Here is a 16,299-nt window from a genome sequence, read left to right on the forward strand (position 1 = left end):
AGCGCCGGCGTCCCGGAATCAGCGGCGCAAGTCAGCCTGACGCGAGGCCAGGCCATTCACCCGGGTCGCGCCGCCTGCTAGGCAAGGGCAATGACGTCGATCTACCACCCGCCGGTCAAGCGCTCGATCGAGATCGCGGGTCACAAGACCTCGATCAGCCTCGAACCGGTGTTCTGGGACCTGCTGCGCCAGGTCGCCGCGGAAGGGGGGATTCCGATCAACGCGCTCGTGGCCCGGATCGATGCCGAGCGGCTGGAAGCGGATACCCCGCCCGGTCTGGCAAGCGCCATTCGCGTATGGCTGGTCGCGGCCCTGCAGGCCTGAACGCCCGGCCTTGCGATACAAAGCGATGAGGCGCCAAACGGTAAGGGGCGGAAACCTTGCGGTCCCGCCCCTTGGGTACACTGCGATGGCTCGCAGGAGATCGTGTTCCCGCAGGAAATCAGTAAGTGGACGGCGGATCGCTGGCCGGGAAGCTCTCGTCGATCGCCTCGTCGGTCTTGGACCAGCGGGGCGGCTTGTGAGTCATGTTCTCCGGCCCGGCATCGCGCACGCTATAGTTCTCGGACCCGCCGGCGGTTGCCGCCTGCTGGCCGTCGCGATTGGCATACTTGTAAAGCGCGTAGCCGATGGCTCCGGCTGCGGCCAATTTGATCAAGCCCATGGTCGTTGCTCCTCCTGGGGTGTCCGGACCCTTTCGGGTATTCGGGGGAGCAACGCGCCATCGCGCCGATAGGTTGCGTTACTCGCCGCCGACCCGTTCGATCTGTGCGCCGACCAGAGCGAGCTTTTCTTCCAGCCGCTCGTAGCCGCGATCGAGGTGGTAGAGGCGGTGTACCTGCGTCTCGCCCTCGGCCGCCAGGCCGGCGATGACCAGGCTCATCGACGCGCGCAAGTCCGTGGCCATCACTTCCGCGCCGGTCAGCTTCTGCACGCCGTGGACCACGGCGGTGCGGCCCTTGGTCTCGATATGCGCGCCCATGCGGTTGAGTTCGGGAACGTGCATGTAGCGGTTCTCGAAGATCGTCTCGGTCAGCACGCTGGAGCCTTCGGCACGGCACAGCAGGGCCATCAGCTGGGCCTGCATGTCCGTGGCGAAACCGGGGTAGGGCGCGGTGGAAAGGGTGACGGGCTTCAGCGGACCGTCGGCCGCGACATGGAGGCCGTCAGCCGTCGGCTCGACATGGACGCCGGCATCGCGCAGGGCCTGCACGGTGGCTTCCATATCCTCGATCTTCGCGCCCTTCAGCGTCACTTCGCCGCCGGTGATCGCCGCCGCGCAGGCATAGGAGCCGGCCTCGATACGGTCGGGCATGACCATGTAGGTCGCGCCGTGAAGACGGGACACGCCGTGGATGGTGAGGTCCGAAGTGCCGATCCCTTCGATCTGCGCGCCCATGGCGACCAGCAGGTTGCAGAGGTCGACGATCTCGGGCTCGCGCGCGGCGTTGTGCAGCGTGGACTTGCCGGTGCAGAGCACGGCGGCCATCAACGCGTTCTCGGTCGCGCCGACCGAGACCACCGGGAAGGAATAGCGGCCACCGGGAAGGCCGCCGTCCGGCGCGATGGCGCGGACGTAGCCGGCCGCCATCTCGATCTGGGCGCCGAGCGCTTCCAGGGCCTTCAGGTGCAGGTCGATCGGGCGGTTGCCGATCGCGCAGCCGCCGGGCAGCGACACGGTCGCCTCGCCCATGCGGGCCAGCATCGGGCCGAGCACCAGGATCGAGGCGCGCATCTTGCGCACGAGATCGTATGGCGCCACCGAACTGGTGATGCGGGTGGCCTGGAGCGTCATCACGCGGCCGAAATCTTCGGGACGGCTGCCGGCGATCATCGTCGAGATGCCGAACTGGTTCATCAGGTGCTGGAACCCGTCGATGTCTGCCAGGCGCGGCAGATTGCGCAGGGTCAGCGGCTCTTCGGTCAGCAAGGCACAGGGCAGGAGCGTCAACGCCGCGTTCTTCGCGCCGGAAACGGGGATGGTGCCGGAGAGGCGCTTGCCGCCTTGGATGATGATCTTGTCCATGGCCCGCTCTTTAACGGGATTTGGCCGTGCAGCAAGCACACCTCGGAGAAAGATGGATAGACTGTTGCGCTGCATCTGCGAAGCGGCTTTAATCGCATTGTAACCAAACGGAGTCAGACCTTTACCCATGTCTGCACCACAGTTCAAAAAGCCCGTCCGAAAAGCCGTATTTCCGGTAGCAGGACTTGGAACCCGCTTTCTTCCCGCCACAAAGGCGATTCCGAAGGAACTTCTTCCGGTCGTCGACCGGCCTCTGATCCAATACGCGGTCGACGAAGCCCGCGAAGCCGGGATCGAGGAGTTCGTCTTCGTCACCGGCCGCGGCAAGACCGCGATCGTCGAACATTTCGATACGGCCTATGAACTGGAAGCGACCATGTCCTCGCGGGGCAAGTCGCTCGATCCCCTCGAACCGACCCGCATCCAGCCGGGCAACCTGGTGACCGTGCGCCAGCAGGTCCCGCTCGGCCTGGGCCACGCGGTCTGGTGCGCCCGCGCCGTGATCGGCGATGAACCTTTCGCGATCTTCCTTCCCGACGAACTGATGTACGGCTCGCCCGGCTGCATGGCGCAAATGGTCGAAGCCTATAACGAAGTGGGCGGCAACCTCGTCTCGGTGCTCGAAGTGCCGCAGGAAGAAGTCTCCAGCTACGGCGTGATCGCGCCGGGCGCCACGCTCGACGTGCTCGGCGGTGCGCTGACCGAAGTGAAGGGCCTGGTCGAAAAGCCCAAGGTGGCCGAAGCGCCCTCGAACAAGATCGTTTCGGGCCGCTACATCCTCCAGCCGGAAATCATGGATCTCCTGGCGAACCAGGGCAAGGGCGCCGGCGGCGAGATCCAGCTCACCGATTCGATGGCCAAGCTCATCGGCCAGCAGCCGTTCCACGCCGTGACTTTCGCCGGCCAGCGTTTCGACTGCGGTTCGAAGGTCGGCTTCGTGGAAGCCACGCTCGCCATCGCGCTCGATCGCTCGGATATCGGCGAGGAAGTGCGGACCATCGCGAAGAAGCTCCTGGGCTGAGCCTTTCTTCCCTGTGATTCAGACGAAAAGCGCGCCCCGCAAGGCGCGCTTTTTTCTTGGGCGGGAAAGATCGGAAGAGCGCCGTCGAACCGCTGGCTCCGGCGTTCTGTCCGCCGGAGAGCGATCACACCGATCGGCGCGTTGTCAGTGGCGGACCGGGTCCGTCAGGCGCGCCATGATCGAGGCGACATAGGCCTGGGTCTCGCGGATGCGCGGGATTCCGCCCGCCTTCTGCACGCGGCCGGGACCGGCATTATAGGCCGCGAGCGCCTTTTCGATATCGCCGCCGAAAGCATCCAGCTGCATGCGCAGATAGCGCGCGCCGCCTTCGAGGTTGGCCATCGGGTCGCCCGCATTGACCCCCATCTGCGCCGCCGTGCCGGGCATGAGCTGAGTCAGCCCGCGCGCGCCGACGGGTGAGAGCGCCGCCTCGTTCCAGCGGCTTTCCTGCCAGACCACCGCTTCGAACAGGGTCGGGCTGATGTCGTACTTGGCCGCGAGTTCCGCCACCCGCGCCCGCCAGCGGGTGGGACCCGCAGCATCGAGCGCCTGGGTGATCGACTGGGGATGGAGCTGCGAGGCTTCCAGTCCGGCCGGAACCGGCTCCACTTCGGCCACTTGCGCGCCCACGGTGTCACCGCCCTGCCCCGCCGGACCGCCGGCCACCCACTGGTAGCCTCCGGTACCGACCTGGAGGACATCGGCCAAGGCGGCCTGCGGACAAGCGGAGCCGGACACAGCCATCACGGCCGCGCCGGCGATTCCCATCATGCGATTCGTGATCCGCGTCATCGCCGCCCTGTTACTCCAGCCCGGTACACCCCCTCAAGGCCGGAGATTCGCAGGGCGGCGGCACGCATCACTGAATGCCCAGAGCCGTGCGAATCGCGCGCCAGGACAGCATCTTGAAGTTCTGCGCTTTCGGGGCGTTGTCCCCGTCCTGCGCGACCATCAGGCCCTCCGGGAACTGCGGACCGAAATCGCCCAGCGCGACTTCGATGCCGTCGGTGTCGCTGGTTCCGCCGATCGGACCGCCATTGATGCGGAAACGGCCGGAGAGCGTGCCCGAAGACAAGTCGAACAGGGCATAGGCATTGTCGCCCTGGCTGGAAGCCACGAGCCAGGCCCGGCCCCCGCTCTCGCGCGCGATCGCCAGTCCCTCGACATCGGCGACGAGGCCATCCTGCGCCCCGACACGGGCGAAGGGCTCGGCCACCAGGGTGGCGCCGGCCAGCGGCACCTTCCAGATGCCGACGTCTTCCTCGGCCACGAACAGCACCTTGCCGGCATCGTCCACCACGCAGCCTTCGGACTGCGTCGCGAACTTCACCAGCCGCACGTAGTCCGCGGCAATCCGGCCGTCCTTTTCGACCAGGCGGCTCTCCGCCACCGAGCCGTCCTTGAGCACGACATAGGCGCGGGCCAGTTCGTCACGCGCCAGGGGGCTGCCCATGCAGAAGCCGTAAGCCTCGGCCGGGGCATGGCCGGCGGGCAGGAACGTCTCGGACCCGAGCGCCGCCAGCTTGCCGGTGGCACCGTCCAGCGCGAAAAGCGCGATGCGCGGCTCGGCGCGGTCGGTACGGTCGCTCGCGCCCACGAGGATCCGCTGCGAACCGTCGGCAAAGCGCACTTCGCGCAAGTCGGCGTTGTTGAGCGCGCCTGCCGCGGCGAAGTCCCGCACTTTGCCGTCGAGGCCGTAGACGTAGAGCCCCGCCTTCTTGTCGGTGCCCAGCACCAGGCTGGCGGCCGGATCGGCGGCATTGCGCCAGATCGCCGGATCGTCGGCGGCATCGACATTGGCCGTGCCGACCGGGTCGGTCTCGGCCTGCGCGGGAACATCCGTGGCTGGAAGCATGACGGCGGCAGGCGCCCCGCCCGTCGTCGCGCATCCGCCAAGGGCGCCAAGCAGAAGGGCCGGGAGCAATGCTCCCGACCCCTGCTTCACGATTCCCGAAAGGTTCGTGAAGGCTGCCTTCATCAGAAGGTCACCCGCGCGCCGAACTTCACGGTCGAGCCATATTCCTCGTACTGGAGGACGCGCTTGGCGCCGCCGAGGTTCTGATAGGCGAAGTACTTGGCATTGTTGACGTTCACCCAGTCCGCGAAGAGGCGGATGTTCTCGGTGACCTTGTACTTGGCCGAGAGGTCCAGCTGGAAGTGCTGGTTGACCGTGCGGTCGGTCTCGGCGTCGTCGCCCACTTCGTCGAGGTACTTGTCGCGGAAGGTACCGGCGGCGCGCAGGCTGACCGGGCCCTTCTCGTAGCCGAGCACGACGTTGAAGGTGTTCTTCGACGCGTTCGGCAGGGCGATGCGGCGAGCGATCTGCGTACCGTCATCGTCGGAGAACACGGTGCCGCGGGCATAGGTGTACGTGTAGTTGATCTGCGTCAGCAGCCCGTCGAACGGCGAGGGCAGCATCGAGAACACCTGGCTGAAGCTGGCTTCCAGGCCGGCGATCGTGGCGGTGTCGCCGTTCACCGGAACGGTCAGCTCGTCATAGGCGATGCCGTTGTAGACGCCGCTTTCCTTCGAGTTGTAGCTATAGGTGTAGTCCTTGACCGACTTGTAGAAGCCGCCGATCGAGAGGGCACCGTTGTTCGTGAAGTAGTAGTCGAACCCGGCGTCGAAGTTCCAGGCCTGGTAGGGCTTCAGCTCCGGATTGCCGACTTCCAGCTCAAGATCGTCGTTGATCGTGTTGCGCGGGGCCAGCTGCGAGAGCTTGGGGCGCACGATCGTCTTGTAGCCGGCGGCGCGGGCGACCAGGTTCTGCTGCGGGCTGAAGCGCAGCGTCAGGCTGGGCAGCCAGTTGGTGTAGTTGCGCTTGTAGTTCAGCGGATCGATGGTGATCGTGTCGTCGCCATTGTCAGTGACGAGGCTGCCGTTGAGTTCGTTGTGCGTGCGCTCCATGCGCACGCCGCCAATCACGCGGAGCGTCGAGCTGTCCCAGCGGGCCATCGCGTAGCCGGCCAGGATGTCCTCACGCACCGAATAATCGCTGACGGCCGAGTTCAGGGCACTTTCGTAATCGTTGATGACGAACGAGTCCGGGTTCGACAGCAGGTAGTCGGCCGGGCCGGTCTTGCTGGCGACCGGGCCCATGTCGACCAGGCGATAGGTCTGCTTGCCCAGCACGTCGGCCAGCGTGTAGTCCGGCGCGCCGTCGGCCAGTTCGTAGTAGTTCATGTTGAAGTCGTAGGACTTCTTGCGCCAGCGCGCCTTGGCGCCGGCCTGAACGGTGAAGTCGCCGTTGTCGCCGGCAAAGGTGCGGGCGAGGTCGGCCTTGACGGCCCATTCCTCATCCTGGCTGTCGGACAGGGTGGTCAGCTCGGTCTTGTTGAATTCATAGGCCGAGGCATCGTTGAACTCGCTGTCCGGGTCGGCGGTGACCGCGTAAGTCGGATAGTACTTGTTCGCGTAGTCGGTGGCGACCACCACGCCTTCGTTGAAGCGGGCGCGGAAGCGGGTCGGGTCGATCGAGAACGTTTCCTTCTCGCTCGACTTGGCATAGCTCGCCTGCCAGTTGAACTTCCACGTACCGGTGTCGGTGTCGCTGCCGATGGCGACGCTGCGGATGCGCTGGCGTTCGAAGCGATCCTTGAGGTCGCGCTCGACGGTGATGCGCTCGTCATCCGAATCGAAGGTGGCGCTGGAGTCCGTGCTGCTGCTCGGACCGTCGAAGTCGCTGAAGTCGAGCGTGGTACGGCGGCGATATTCGTGATCGTCGAACTGCGCCCAGTTGCCGCGCACATAGGCCTTGGTCGTGTCCGACACGCGCCAGTCGGCCGAGAGCGCGGCGTTGATGCGGGTGCGCTCCACGTCATAGTCGCGGTATTCGACCGATTCGGCCCAGGCATTGCCGCTATCGTCGACGTTCCAGCCGCCGGTCTCGACGTTGTCGGTCTCGAACTTGCGCTTGTAATAGCTGACCGAGCCGGCGATGCCGAAATCGTCGCCCAGCTTCTGCGTGAAGTCGAACGAACCCTTCGGCGTGACCTTGCCCGAATAGTCGTTCCAGCTGCCCTCGGCGCTGAGCGAGTAGCGGTTCTTCTTGGAATCGAAGGCGCTGGTGGTCTTGATCTCGACCGAGGCGCCGATGAAGTCGCCGTCCATGTCGGGGGTGAAGGACTTCTTCACTTCCACCGATTCGATGGTGTCTGACGAAACCACGTCGAGCGCGACCGAGCGGGCGTCCGATTCCGGCGCCGGCATGCGAACGCCGTTGATCGAGGTGCCGTTGAGGTCGGGATCAAGCCCGCGAACCGAAACGTAGCGGCCTTCGCCCTGGTCGTTGAGGATGTTCACGCCCGGCAGGCGGCGAAGCGATTCGGCGACGTTCTGGTCGGGGAACTGGCCCACGGCGTCACGCGTCAGCACCGAGACGACGCCGTCGGCGGCCTTCTGGCGCGACAGGGCGCTGGTGAGGTTCGCGGTCTGGCCGGTGACGAGGATGTCGCCGCCGCCGATCGCGGGCAGGTCGAAGTTGCTGGCGATGCGGCCGGTGGCGGCCACCGAGACGCTCTGGGTGGTCACTTCGGCGCCGACATAGCGCGCTTCCAGGGTGTAGGTACCGGCGGGCACGTCACCGAAGATGAAGTTGCCTCCGCGGTCGGTCTCGGCCGAGCGGTTCAGTTCGACGATGCGAACCGAAGCCGACTGCAACGGACGCACGCCCGACGCGTCATGAACGCTGCCGGCGACTTCGCCGGCGTGCGCGATCGTGGCGAACGATGCCGAGGCGAGCAGGCCGGCTGCGATCCGGAAGGAGGTTTTCATGTACTGGAACCCTGTTTTGCGACGAATTGCGGCGCGTCTAGGCAGGGTTCGTGACAGTTACGTGCCAATGTCATGGCACTTTCGTGACATCGCTGCAGTGCAGCAAAAAAGCCACAGTCCGCGTGTTTTCACGTGGAACATCCGCAACTTGCTTGCGGTTCACCGAATCTCGATAAGGGGAGAATGGTGCTGCTGGGGAGGATTGAACTCCCGACCTCGTCATTACCAATGACGCGCTCTACCACTGAGCTACAGCAGCGCTCTTTTCCGTGTCCGGAAAGGCTGTGTCCCGGCGACCCGGGGCAGGGGCGGGCTAATGTCCGTGACCGGCCTGATTGTCAAGCGCCTCTTGCGCATTCTTTTTCAGAAAGCCATTTCCAGACCCATCGAAGACCGTTCCGAAAGACGCCTGACCATGACGCAAGCCCAGCAAACCCGCGACGAAAGGCTCGCCGCCAAGCTTCGGGAAAATCTTCGCCGCCGCAAGGTCCAGGCACGGGCACTGGCTTCCGATGCTCCTGCCTCCGTCAGCGAAGCGTCGGCAGGGGACGCGGATAGCGCCGCTGCGGGCGAATCGAACGCTGAAAACGAATCAGCCGGTCTTTCCAAACCCGCCCCGGAAAGCTAGGGGCTGCGCCCAGACATAGAGTCAGTCTGCCAACGGGCGTTTCCCGAGGGGATCGCCGCTGAGACCTGGGAGTACGCCTTGCCTCGCCTGATCCTCGTCCGCCACGGCCAGAGCCAATGGAATCTCGAGAACCGCTTCACCGGATGGTGGGACGTCGACCTTACCGAAAAGGGTGAGGAAGAAGCCCGCGCCGCAGGAACGCTTCTGAAGGAAAAGGGCATCCTGCCCACCGTCGCCTTCACCTCGCTGCAGACCCGCGCGATCCGCACCCTGCACTTCGCGCTCGAAGCCGCGGGCCTGCTCTGGATCCCCGAGACCAAGGACTGGCGCCTCAACGAGCGTCACTACGGCGGCCTCACCGGCCTCAACAAGGCGGAAACCGCGGCCAAGCACGGCGACGACCAGGTCAAGATCTGGCGCCGCAGCTTCGACACGCCGCCGCCGGTCCTGGAGCGCGGCAGCGCGTTCGATCTCTCGTCCGACCCGCGTTACGCCGGGATCGACGTGCCGATGACCGAAAGCCTCAAGGACACCATCGCACGCGTCCTGCCTTATTACGAAGGCTCGATCGTCCCGCACCTCAAGGCCGGTGCCGATGTGCTCGTCTCCGCCCACGGCAACAGCCTGCGCGCGCTGGTGAAGCACCTCTCGGGCATCTCGGACGACGAGATCACCGGTCTGGAAATCCCGACCGGCCAGCCGATCGTCTACGAACTGGCAGACGATCTCGCGGTGCTCGACCGCTACTACCTGTCGGAGCGTTGACATGAGCGGGGTGGGGGCTCCTGTTGCCATCGTCATGGGCAGCCAGTCCGACTGGCCGACCATGCAGCGCGCTGCCGACATGCTGGACAAGCTGGGCGTCGCTTACGACGCGCGGATCGTCTCGGCGCACCGCACGCCGGAGCGGCTGGTCGATTTCGCCAAGGGTGCGGACGGCGAAGGCTTCAAGGTCGTGATCGCCGGTGCGGGGGGCGCTGCCCACCTGCCCGGCATGATCGCCTCGATGACGCACCTTCCCGTGCTGGGCGTGCCGGTACAGTCCAAGGCGCTTTCGGGACAGGACAGCCTGCTCTCGATCGTGCAGATGCCCGCCGGCATTCCGGTGGGCACGCTGGCGATCGGCGAGGCAGGCGCGGCCAATGCCGGTCTGCTCGCCGCCGCGATCCTCGCCACGGCCGACCCGGCCCTGGCCGAACGCCTCAAGACGTTCCGCGCAGACCAGACGGCGAGCGTCGCCGAACGTCCCTCCTGACAGATCGAGCAAGCACCTGAAGATGATCCCTCCCGGCGAAACCATCGGCATACTCGGCGGCGGCCAGCTCGGCCGGATGATCGCGATGGCCGCTGCCCAGCTCGGCTATCGCTGCCACATCTACGCACCGGAGGCCGATTCCATCGCCGCCGAAGTGAGCGCGGAATTCACTTGTGCCGCCTGGGACGATGCCGAAGCGATGGCCCGCTTTGCAGCGGGCTGCGCGGTCGTCACTTACGAGTTCGAGAACGTGCCGGTGGCGCCGCTCGCGGCGCTGGGCAAGGTACCGCTGCTGGCCCATGCCCGCGCGCTCGAAACCGCACAGGATCGCCTGAGCGAGAAGCGCTTCGTCACCGAACTGGGCGGCACCCCTGCCCCCTTCGCGCCGGTGGATTCGGCCCAGGACCTTGCAAAGGCCGTCGCCGCGATCGGCGCACCGGGCATCCTCAAGACCCGGCGCGACGGCTATGACGGCAAGGGCCAGTGGCGCATCATGACGCCGGAAGACGCCGAGGGGCTCGATCTTCCGGACCAGGCGCTCATCTACGAGGGCTTCGTCACGTTCTTCGCCGAATTCTCGGTGATCCTGTGCCGCGGCGCGGATGGCGACATCCGCTACTTCGATTCCGCCCACAACGTGCATGAGGGCGGCATTCTCTCGGTCAGCACGGTGCCTGCCCCGCAGCGCCTGCTCGACCAGGTTCCCGCCGCGCGCGCGCTGGCCGCCAAAGTGGCCGAAGCGCTGGACTATGTCGGCGTGCTCACGCTGGAATTCTTCGCGACCGAGAACGGACCCGTCTTCAACGAAATGGCGCCGCGCGTGCACAATTCCGGGCACTGGACCATCGAGGGCGCGGTCACCAGCCAGTTCGAGAACCACGTCCGCGCGATCTGCGGCCTTCCGCTGGGCGAAACCGGCCTGGCCGCCGGTGCCGTGGAAATGCGCAACCTGATCGGTGACGAGGCGGACGACTGGGCCAAGATCCTGGCCGATCCGGCCAACCATCTGCATCTCTACGGCAAGGGCGCTTCGCGTCCCGGCCGCAAGATGGGCCATGTCACCCGCCTCTCCTTCCAGCGCGACTGACCCAGAGCCTTGGCGCAGGACCTCTTCCTCATCTACGCCCGCGCCGCCAACGGCGTGATCGGCCGCGACGGCGCCCTGCCCTGGCGCCTGCCTGCCGATCTCCGGCGCTTCAAGGCCATGACCATCGGCAGGCCGATGATCATGGGCCGCAAGACGTTCGACAGCTTCCCTTCCCCGCTTCCCGGCCGCCGCCATATCGTGCTTACCCGCGACGCGGCATGGACGGCGGAGGGCGCGGAAGTGGCCCATTCGGTGGACGAAGCGCTGGCGCTGGCAGGTGACGGCGAAGTGGCGGTGATCGGCGGCGCGGAAATCTACCGCCTGTTCCTGCCGCTGGCCCCCCGCATCGAACTGACCGAGATCCACGCCGACTATCCCGGCGATACCGAAATGCCCGCGGCAGGCCCGCAATGGCGCGAAGCCGCGCGCGAGGAGCATCCCGCCGCGGGTGATTTTCCCGCGCATGCTTTCGTCACGCTGGTCCGGGACTTATAGGCCTGATCTGACATGATTCGTCTCGACAACCGCGAACCCGTTCCCGAATCGATGCGCGGCGCCGTTCTGGCGCTCGGCAACTTCGACGGGTTCCACCAGGGCCACCAGGCCGTGGTGGGCGAGGCCATCCGCTGGGCGCGCGAACTCGGCCGGCCCGCCATCGTCGCGACGTTCGATCCCCATCCCGTCCGCCTGTTCCAGCCCGACGCGCCCGCCTTCCGCCTGACCACGCTGGACCAGCGGCAGGACCTGTTCGAGGCGGCCGGCGCCGACGCCATGCTGCTGCTCCACTTCGACCGCGCCATGGCCTCGATGGAAGCGGCAGACTGGATCGAACAGGTGCTCGGCCGGCAGCTTGGCTGCGTCGGTGTCGTCACCGGCGAGGACTTCACGTTCGGCAAGGGCCGTGGCGGCAATCCGCAGGTCCTGCGCGAGGTCGGCGCGCGCATCGGCCTGATCGGCCGCACCGTCGGCGCCGTGCACGACGAGCGGGGCGTCATCTCCTCCAGCCGCATCCGCGACGCGCTGAAGCTGGGCGAGTGCGAGACCGCCACCCGCCTGCTCACCCGCCCTTTCGCGGCGCGCGGCGTGGTGCAGCACGGGGGCAAGCTGGGCCGGACCATCGGCTTCCCCACCGCCAATATCGACATGCACAACTACTTGCGCCCGCGCTACGGCATCTACGCCGTGACCGGGCGCATGCCGGACGGACGCGTGCTGCCCGGCGCCGCCAACATGGGCGTGCGCCCGACGTTCGAGCCGCCGATCGAACTGCTCGAACCTTACTTCTTCGACTTTTCGGGCGATCTCTACGGACAGGAGATCGAGGTGGCCTTCCACCACTTCCTGCGTCCCGAAGCCAAGTTCGATTCGCTCGACGCCCTGGTGGCGCAGATGGGCCGCGACTGCGACCGGGCCCGCGAGCTGCTGTCGCACATCGGCTGAGCAAAGCCCGCTCGCCTCAAGAAACGAAATCGCCCTGAAACTAGTCTGGAGCGGCGAGCGCGCCGCACAGAGCTTCGTCGCGATCGAAACCCGCGTATCGCCATGCCTGCGAACTCTTCCAACAGGCGCGCAATTGCTCTAGTGCGCAGCGCATATGACCGAACAGCGCGATTATAGAGCGACCGTCTTCCTTCCGAAGACCGATTTCCCCATGAAAGCCGGGCTCCCCCAGAAGGAGCCGGGTATTCTTGCGCGCTGGCAGGAACAGGACATTTACCGCAAGACGCGCGAAGCGCGGGCCGACCGCGACATGTTCGTGCTGCACGACGGTCCGCCCTACGCCAATGGCGACATGCACATCGGCCATGCGCTGAATCATATCCTCAAGGACATGGTCGTCCGCACCCAGACCCTGCTGGGCAAAAATGCCCCGTATGTCCCCGGCTGGGACTGCCACGGCCTGCCTATCGAGTGGAAGGTCGAGGAAGAGTACCGCAAGAAGAAGAAGAACAAGGACGAGGTCCCCGCAGAGGAATTCCGCGCCGAATGCCGCGCCTATGCCCAGAACTGGGTCAATGTGCAGCGCGAGCAGCTGAAGCGCCTCGGCGTCAATGGCGATTGGGACAATCCCTACCTGACGATGGACTTCCAGGCCGAAGCCACCATCGTCGGCGAACTGCTGAAATTTGCCGAGAACCAGATGCTCTACCGCGGCGCCAAGCCGGTGATGTGGAGCCCGGTGGAAAAGACCGCGCTGGCAGAAGCCGAAGTCGAGTACGAGGACATCGTCTCGACCCAGATCGACGTGGCCTTCGAGATCACCGAATCGCCCATCGCGGAACTGGTCGGTGCCCATGCCGTGATCTGGACGACCACGCCCTGGACGATCCCGACCAACCAGGCGCTCGCTTATGGGCCGGAGGTGGAATACCACCACTACCGCGCGCATGACGGCCGCCGGTTCCTGATCGCTGTGCCTTTGCTCGAAGCCTTCTTCGCGCGCACCGGCCTGGGGCCCGTGGCCGAGAACATGATCGGCGATGCCGACTTGTCGGAATACGCGCTCGGCACTTATCGCGGCGCCGACCTCGCCGGCACTCTCGCTCGCCACCCGATGCATGCGCTGGGCGGCTTCTTCGCCGAACCGCGTCCGCTGCTGGCAGGCGATTTCGTCACCACCGAGAGCGGCACCGGCCTTGTCCACATGGCGCCCGACCACGGCGAGGACGACTTCCTGCTGTGCAAGGCGCATGGCATCAATCCCAAGTTCGTGGTCGAAGCCGACGGCAAGTACCGCGAGGACTGGGGCTGGCTCGGCGGCCAGGGTTCGGTCATCAACCCGAAGTTCAATGCCCCCGACGGCCCGATCTGCTCGGACCTGCGCGAGGCCGGCGCGCTGCTGGCGGCTTCGGCCGACTACAAGCACTCCTATCCGCACTCCTGGCGTTCCAAGGCCAAGGTGATCTTCCGCTGCACCCCGCAGTGGTTCGTGCCGATGGACAAGGCGATGACTCACATCTCGCCCAAGAGCCGCGCCGATACCCGCTGGGAGAACGAAGGCGGCGCCATCGATCCCGCCGAGGAAAACCTGGACGACGCGCCCACGCTGCGCGAAGCCGGGCTCCAGGCCATCGCCGACACGCGCTTCGTTCCCGAAAAGGGCCGCAACCGCATCGGCGCCATGGTCGAAGGCCGCCCGGACTGGGTGCTCAGCCGCCAGCGCGCCTGGGGCGTGCCGATCACCCTGTTCGTCGACCGCAAGACCGGCGAATACCTCGTCGATCCCGCCGTCAACGACCGCATCGTCAATGCCATCCTCGCCCGCGGAGTGGACGCCTGGTCCGATGAAGCCGCGCAGGACCTGCTCGGGCCGGACTACAGCGCCGACGACTACGAGCGCGTTGCCGACATTCTCGACGTCTGGTTCGATTCCGGCTCGACTCACGCCTTCGTGCTCGAATCGGGCCGCTGGCCCGACCTCTTGCGCCCCGAAGGCTACCAGGGCCCCAAGGCGGACCTCTATCTGGAAGGTAGCGACCAGCATCGTGGCTGGTTCCAGTCCTCGCTGCTCGAATCCTGCGCCACGCGCGGCCATGCGCCTTACAAGGCAGTGCTGACTCACGGCTTCACGATGGATGCCAAGGGCTTCAAGATGTCGAAGTCGCTGGGCAACACGATCAGCCCGCTGAAGGTCATGGAAACCAACGGCGCCGACATCATCCGCCTCTGGGCGCTCTCGGTGGACTTCACCGAAGACCACCGCATCGGTGACGAGATCCTGAAGGGCGTGGCCGATCAGTACCGCAAGCTGCGCAACACCTTGCGCTACCTGCTGGGCGCGCTGGACGGTTTCTCCGACGAGGAGAAGCTGCCGGTTGCCGAGATGCCCGAGCTGGAACGCTACGTGCTCTCGCTGCTGGCCGGCGTCGACGCCGCGCTGCGCCAGGCCGTCGCGGACTTCGACTTCAATACTTACGTGCGCACCCTGCTGGACTTCTGCAACGAAGACCTTTCGGCCTTCTTCTTCGATATCCGCAAGGACTGCCTCTACTGCGACAGCCCTGCCGATCCGAAGCGCCGCGCCTATCGCACGGTGCTGGACACGCTGTTCCACGCGCTGGTGCGCTATGCCGCGCCGGTCACCGTCTTCACCGCCGAGGAAGTCTGGCAGAGCCGCTTCCCCGGCAGCGACAGCGTGCACTTGCTCGAATGGCCGGAAGTCCCGGCCGTGGAAGCGGACGCTGCCCGCTGGTCCGAACTGCGCGCCCTGCGCGTGAAGGTGACCGAGGCGATCGAACCGCTCCGCCGCGAGAAGATCGTCGGCTCCAGCCTGGCCGCCGAAGTTACGGTTCCCGCCTCCGCGCCGGCCAGTGCCTCCGACGCAGATCTGGCTGAACTGTTCATCACCGCGAAAGTCGCGCGTGGGCAGGGGGATGACGTGACCGTCACGCCTTCCACCAACCACAAGTGCGGCCGCTGCTGGCGCCATCTTCCCGAAGTTTCGGAAGACGGCGCCCTGTGCGACCGCTGCGATGACGTGGTCGGCGCGCTGGAGACCGAGGCATGAGCGCCGAGATGACCGTGGGCCGCAAGCGCCTCATCGGCTTTCTGATCGCCGCGGTGGTCTTCATGGTGGACCAGGGCTTCAAGGCCTGGGTCGTCACCGGATTGAAGCTGCGCGACGTGGGCGTGATCGAGCTGGCGCCGTTCTTCAACTTGCGCTGGACCAAGAACCTGGGCGTCTCGCTCGGCCTGTTCACCGCGGATTCGCCGGAGGGCCGCTGGGCCCTGGTGGCGATGACCGGCGCAATCGCGCTGTTCGTCCTCATCTGGATGCTTCGCGAACGCAAGCTGGGCGAAATCGCCGCGCTGGCCATGGTGCTGGGCGGTGCGCTGGGCAACATCCGCGACCGCTTCACCATGGGCTACGTGATCGACTATGCCGACCTTCACTTCGGTGAATGGCGCCCGTTCCTCATTTTCAACATCGCAGACGTCGCCATAACCGTCGGCGTCCTGATTATCCTTGCCCGCTCATTGCTTTCGCGCGACAAGCCGGAAACGAATGGCGGACATGACACGGCGCCCGACGCCGCCCCGGAGATTTGAGTTGATGCCCATGAAGAAGACCGGAGCCCTGATTCTCGTCGCCGCCGGTGCGGTGCTCGTGTCCGGCTGCGGAAGCAGCGGCCTGCTGAACCACAACCGCCCCGATGAATTCGCCGTGCAGCGCCAGTCGCCGCTGGTGGTGCCGCCCGATTTCTCGCTGGCCCCGCCGAAGCAGGGACAGCCTCGCCCCAATGACGACAATCTGCAGCAGCAGACCCTCGACGCGCTGTTCGGCGGCCCGCAGGCCCGCAGCGAAATCGAGAAGTCGACGCTGAGCATGGCCGGCCCGGCCGCGCCCTCGATCCGCTCCACCGTGGGCGATCCGGGCACGTACACCGTCGCCAAGGGCCAGGTGACCCGCGCGATCCTCGCCGCCCCGGAAGGCGACGGCCGCGACGCGCAGACGACTATCGAGGGCTGACCCCCTCTTCGGCGAACGCGAAAAGGGCCGGAGCGGCAT

Annotated in this window: 16 protein-coding genes and 1 tRNA gene; 11 read left to right on the forward strand and 6 right to left on the reverse strand. The window is 66.1% G+C overall.

All coding sequences use genetic code 11. The features are described 5' to 3' along the window. Window positions 1-90 precede the first annotated feature (90 nt). Window positions 91-324: a ribbon-helix-helix domain-containing protein gene (locus ACZ1J6_RS17700; RefSeq protein WP_431566986.1), complete on the forward strand. Its 234-nt coding sequence runs from the start codon at window positions 91-93 to the stop codon at window positions 322-324. Between the two features lie 118 nt (window positions 325-442). Here the strand turns inward: ACZ1J6_RS17700 and ACZ1J6_RS17705 are convergent, their stop codons facing one another. Further along, window positions 443-664: a hypothetical protein gene (locus ACZ1J6_RS17705; protein ID WP_132264417.1), complete on the reverse strand. Its 222-nt coding sequence runs from the start codon at window positions 662-664 to the stop codon at window positions 443-445. A 78-nt stretch (window positions 665-742) separates the two neighbouring features. Continuing rightward, entirely contained in the window at window positions 743-2,026 is a 1,284-nt protein-coding gene (gene murA / locus ACZ1J6_RS17710; RefSeq protein WP_132264415.1) for a UDP-N-acetylglucosamine 1-carboxyvinyltransferase, read from the reverse strand. Window positions 2,027-2,153: 127 nt separating this feature from the next. On the opposite strand from murA, the gene ACZ1J6_RS17715 reads away from it, so the two are divergent. Further along, a complete protein-coding gene (locus tag ACZ1J6_RS17715; RefSeq protein ID WP_132264413.1) occupies window positions 2,154-3,047 on the forward strand; it encodes a UTP--glucose-1-phosphate uridylyltransferase in 894 nt (297 codons plus the stop codon). A gap of 144 nt (window positions 3,048-3,191) precedes the next feature. Here ACZ1J6_RS17715 and ACZ1J6_RS17720 read toward each other — a convergent pair whose 3' ends face one another. The 4 genes from ACZ1J6_RS17720 to ACZ1J6_RS17735 all read right to left on the reverse strand — a co-directional run bounded on the left by ACZ1J6_RS17720 (window position 3,192) and on the right by ACZ1J6_RS17735 (window position 8,079). Next, window positions 3,192-3,839 carry a lytic transglycosylase domain-containing protein gene (locus ACZ1J6_RS17720; protein ID WP_465127645.1) on the reverse strand — a complete coding sequence of 216 codons (648 nt, stop codon included), beginning with the start codon at window positions 3,837-3,839 and terminating at the stop codon, window positions 3,192-3,194. A gap of 67 nt (window positions 3,840-3,906) precedes the next feature. Further along, complete coding sequence (locus ACZ1J6_RS17725) at window positions 3,907-5,025, reverse strand: phytase (RefSeq protein WP_465127646.1); 1,119 nt, start codon at window positions 5,023-5,025, stop codon at window positions 3,907-3,909. Then, window positions 5,025-7,820, reverse strand: a complete 2,796-nt coding sequence (locus ACZ1J6_RS17730; RefSeq protein ID WP_132264408.1) for a TonB-dependent receptor — start codon at window positions 7,818-7,820, stop codon at window positions 5,025-5,027. The genes ACZ1J6_RS17725 and ACZ1J6_RS17730 overlap by 1 nt, the downstream gene beginning before the upstream one ends. 184 nt (window positions 7,821-8,004) lie before the next feature. Continuing rightward, window positions 8,005-8,079: transfer RNA gene (locus ACZ1J6_RS17735), tRNA-Thr, on the reverse strand. A 57-nt stretch (window positions 8,080-8,136) separates the two neighbouring features. Here ACZ1J6_RS17735 and ACZ1J6_RS17740 point away from each other — a divergent pair. From ACZ1J6_RS17740 to ACZ1J6_RS17780, 9 genes are all read left to right on the forward strand, one after another. Beyond that, the gene (locus ACZ1J6_RS17740; protein ID WP_465127647.1) at window positions 8,137-8,448 is read left to right on the forward strand and encodes a hypothetical protein; all 312 of its coding nucleotides are present in this window, start codon (window positions 8,137-8,139) and stop codon (window positions 8,446-8,448) included. Window positions 8,449-8,526: 78 nt separating this feature from the next. Continuing rightward, window positions 8,527-9,213 (forward strand): 2,3-diphosphoglycerate-dependent phosphoglycerate mutase, encoded by a 687-nt coding sequence (gene gpmA, locus ACZ1J6_RS17745; RefSeq protein WP_132264404.1) that lies wholly within the window; start codon window positions 8,527-8,529, stop codon window positions 9,211-9,213. A 1-nt stretch (window position 9,214) separates the two neighbouring features. Further along, entirely contained in the window at window positions 9,215-9,703 is a 489-nt protein-coding gene (gene purE / locus ACZ1J6_RS17750) for a 5-(carboxyamino)imidazole ribonucleotide mutase (protein ID WP_431566981.1), read from the forward strand. Window positions 9,704-9,725: 22 nt separating this feature from the next. Further along, entirely contained in the window at window positions 9,726-10,790 is a 1,065-nt protein-coding gene (locus ACZ1J6_RS17755) for a 5-(carboxyamino)imidazole ribonucleotide synthase (RefSeq protein WP_465127648.1), read from the forward strand. 9 nt (window positions 10,791-10,799) lie between these two features. After that, window positions 10,800-11,285 carry a dihydrofolate reductase gene (locus ACZ1J6_RS17760; RefSeq protein WP_465127649.1) on the forward strand — a complete coding sequence of 162 codons (486 nt, stop codon included), beginning with the start codon at window positions 10,800-10,802 and terminating at the stop codon, window positions 11,283-11,285. A 12-nt stretch (window positions 11,286-11,297) separates the two neighbouring features. Beyond that, window positions 11,298-12,230, forward strand: coding sequence for a bifunctional riboflavin kinase/FAD synthetase (locus ACZ1J6_RS17765; protein ID WP_207912873.1), 933 nt, complete (start codon window positions 11,298-11,300; stop codon window positions 12,228-12,230). A gap of 154 nt (window positions 12,231-12,384) precedes the next feature. After that, window positions 12,385-15,297, forward strand: coding sequence for an isoleucine--tRNA ligase (ileS, locus tag ACZ1J6_RS17770; RefSeq protein WP_465127650.1), 2,913 nt, complete (start codon window positions 12,385-12,387; stop codon window positions 15,295-15,297). Next, complete coding sequence (gene lspA / locus ACZ1J6_RS17775; protein WP_132264395.1) at window positions 15,294-15,839, forward strand: signal peptidase II; 546 nt, start codon at window positions 15,294-15,296, stop codon at window positions 15,837-15,839. The genes ileS and lspA overlap by 4 nt, the downstream gene beginning before the upstream one ends. A gap of 4 nt (window positions 15,840-15,843) precedes the next feature. After that, the gene (locus ACZ1J6_RS17780) at window positions 15,844-16,260 is read left to right on the forward strand and encodes a DUF3035 domain-containing protein (RefSeq protein ID WP_132264393.1); all 417 of its coding nucleotides are present in this window, start codon (window positions 15,844-15,846) and stop codon (window positions 16,258-16,260) included. The last annotated feature ends 39 nt before the right edge of the window (window positions 16,261-16,299 follow it).

It is taken from the genome of Novosphingobium sp. BL-S-21 (assembly GCF_055521655.1).

Coding starts and splice junctions, on each gene's coding strand:
- ACZ1J6_RS17765 (WP_207912873.1), top strand. CDS start 11,298: ATGATTCGTCTCGACAACCGCGAACCCGTTCCCGAATCGATGCGCGGC.
- ACZ1J6_RS17780 (WP_132264393.1), top strand. CDS start 15,844: ATGCCCATGAAGAAGACCGGAGCCCTGATTCTCGTCGCCGCCGGTGCG.
- ACZ1J6_RS17700 (WP_431566986.1), top strand. CDS start 91: ATGACGTCGATCTACCACCCGCCGGTCAAGCGCTCGATCGAGATCGCG.
- ACZ1J6_RS17705 (WP_132264417.1), bottom strand. CDS start 664: ATGGGCTTGATCAAATTGGCCGCAGCCGGAGCCATCGGCTACGCGCTT.
- ACZ1J6_RS17730 (WP_132264408.1), bottom strand. CDS start 7,820: ATGAAAACCTCCTTCCGGATCGCAGCCGGCCTGCTCGCCTCGGCATCG.
- ACZ1J6_RS17725 (WP_465127646.1), bottom strand. CDS start 5,025: ATGAAGGCAGCCTTCACGAACCTTTCGGGAATCGTGAAGCAGGGGTCG.
- ACZ1J6_RS17715 (WP_132264413.1), top strand. CDS start 2,154: ATGTCTGCACCACAGTTCAAAAAGCCCGTCCGAAAAGCCGTATTTCCG.
- lspA (WP_132264395.1), top strand. CDS start 15,294: ATGAGCGCCGAGATGACCGTGGGCCGCAAGCGCCTCATCGGCTTTCTG.
- ileS (WP_465127650.1), top strand. CDS start 12,385: ATGACCGAACAGCGCGATTATAGAGCGACCGTCTTCCTTCCGAAGACC.
- ACZ1J6_RS17720 (WP_465127645.1), bottom strand. CDS start 3,839: ATGACGCGGATCACGAATCGCATGATGGGAATCGCCGGCGCGGCCGTG.
- ACZ1J6_RS17755 (WP_465127648.1), top strand. CDS start 9,726: ATGATCCCTCCCGGCGAAACCATCGGCATACTCGGCGGCGGCCAGCTC.
- purE (WP_431566981.1), top strand. CDS start 9,215: ATGAGCGGGGTGGGGGCTCCTGTTGCCATCGTCATGGGCAGCCAGTCC.
- murA (WP_132264415.1), bottom strand. CDS start 2,026: ATGGACAAGATCATCATCCAAGGCGGCAAGCGCCTCTCCGGCACCATC.
- ACZ1J6_RS17740 (WP_465127647.1), top strand. CDS start 8,137: ATGTCCGTGACCGGCCTGATTGTCAAGCGCCTCTTGCGCATTCTTTTT.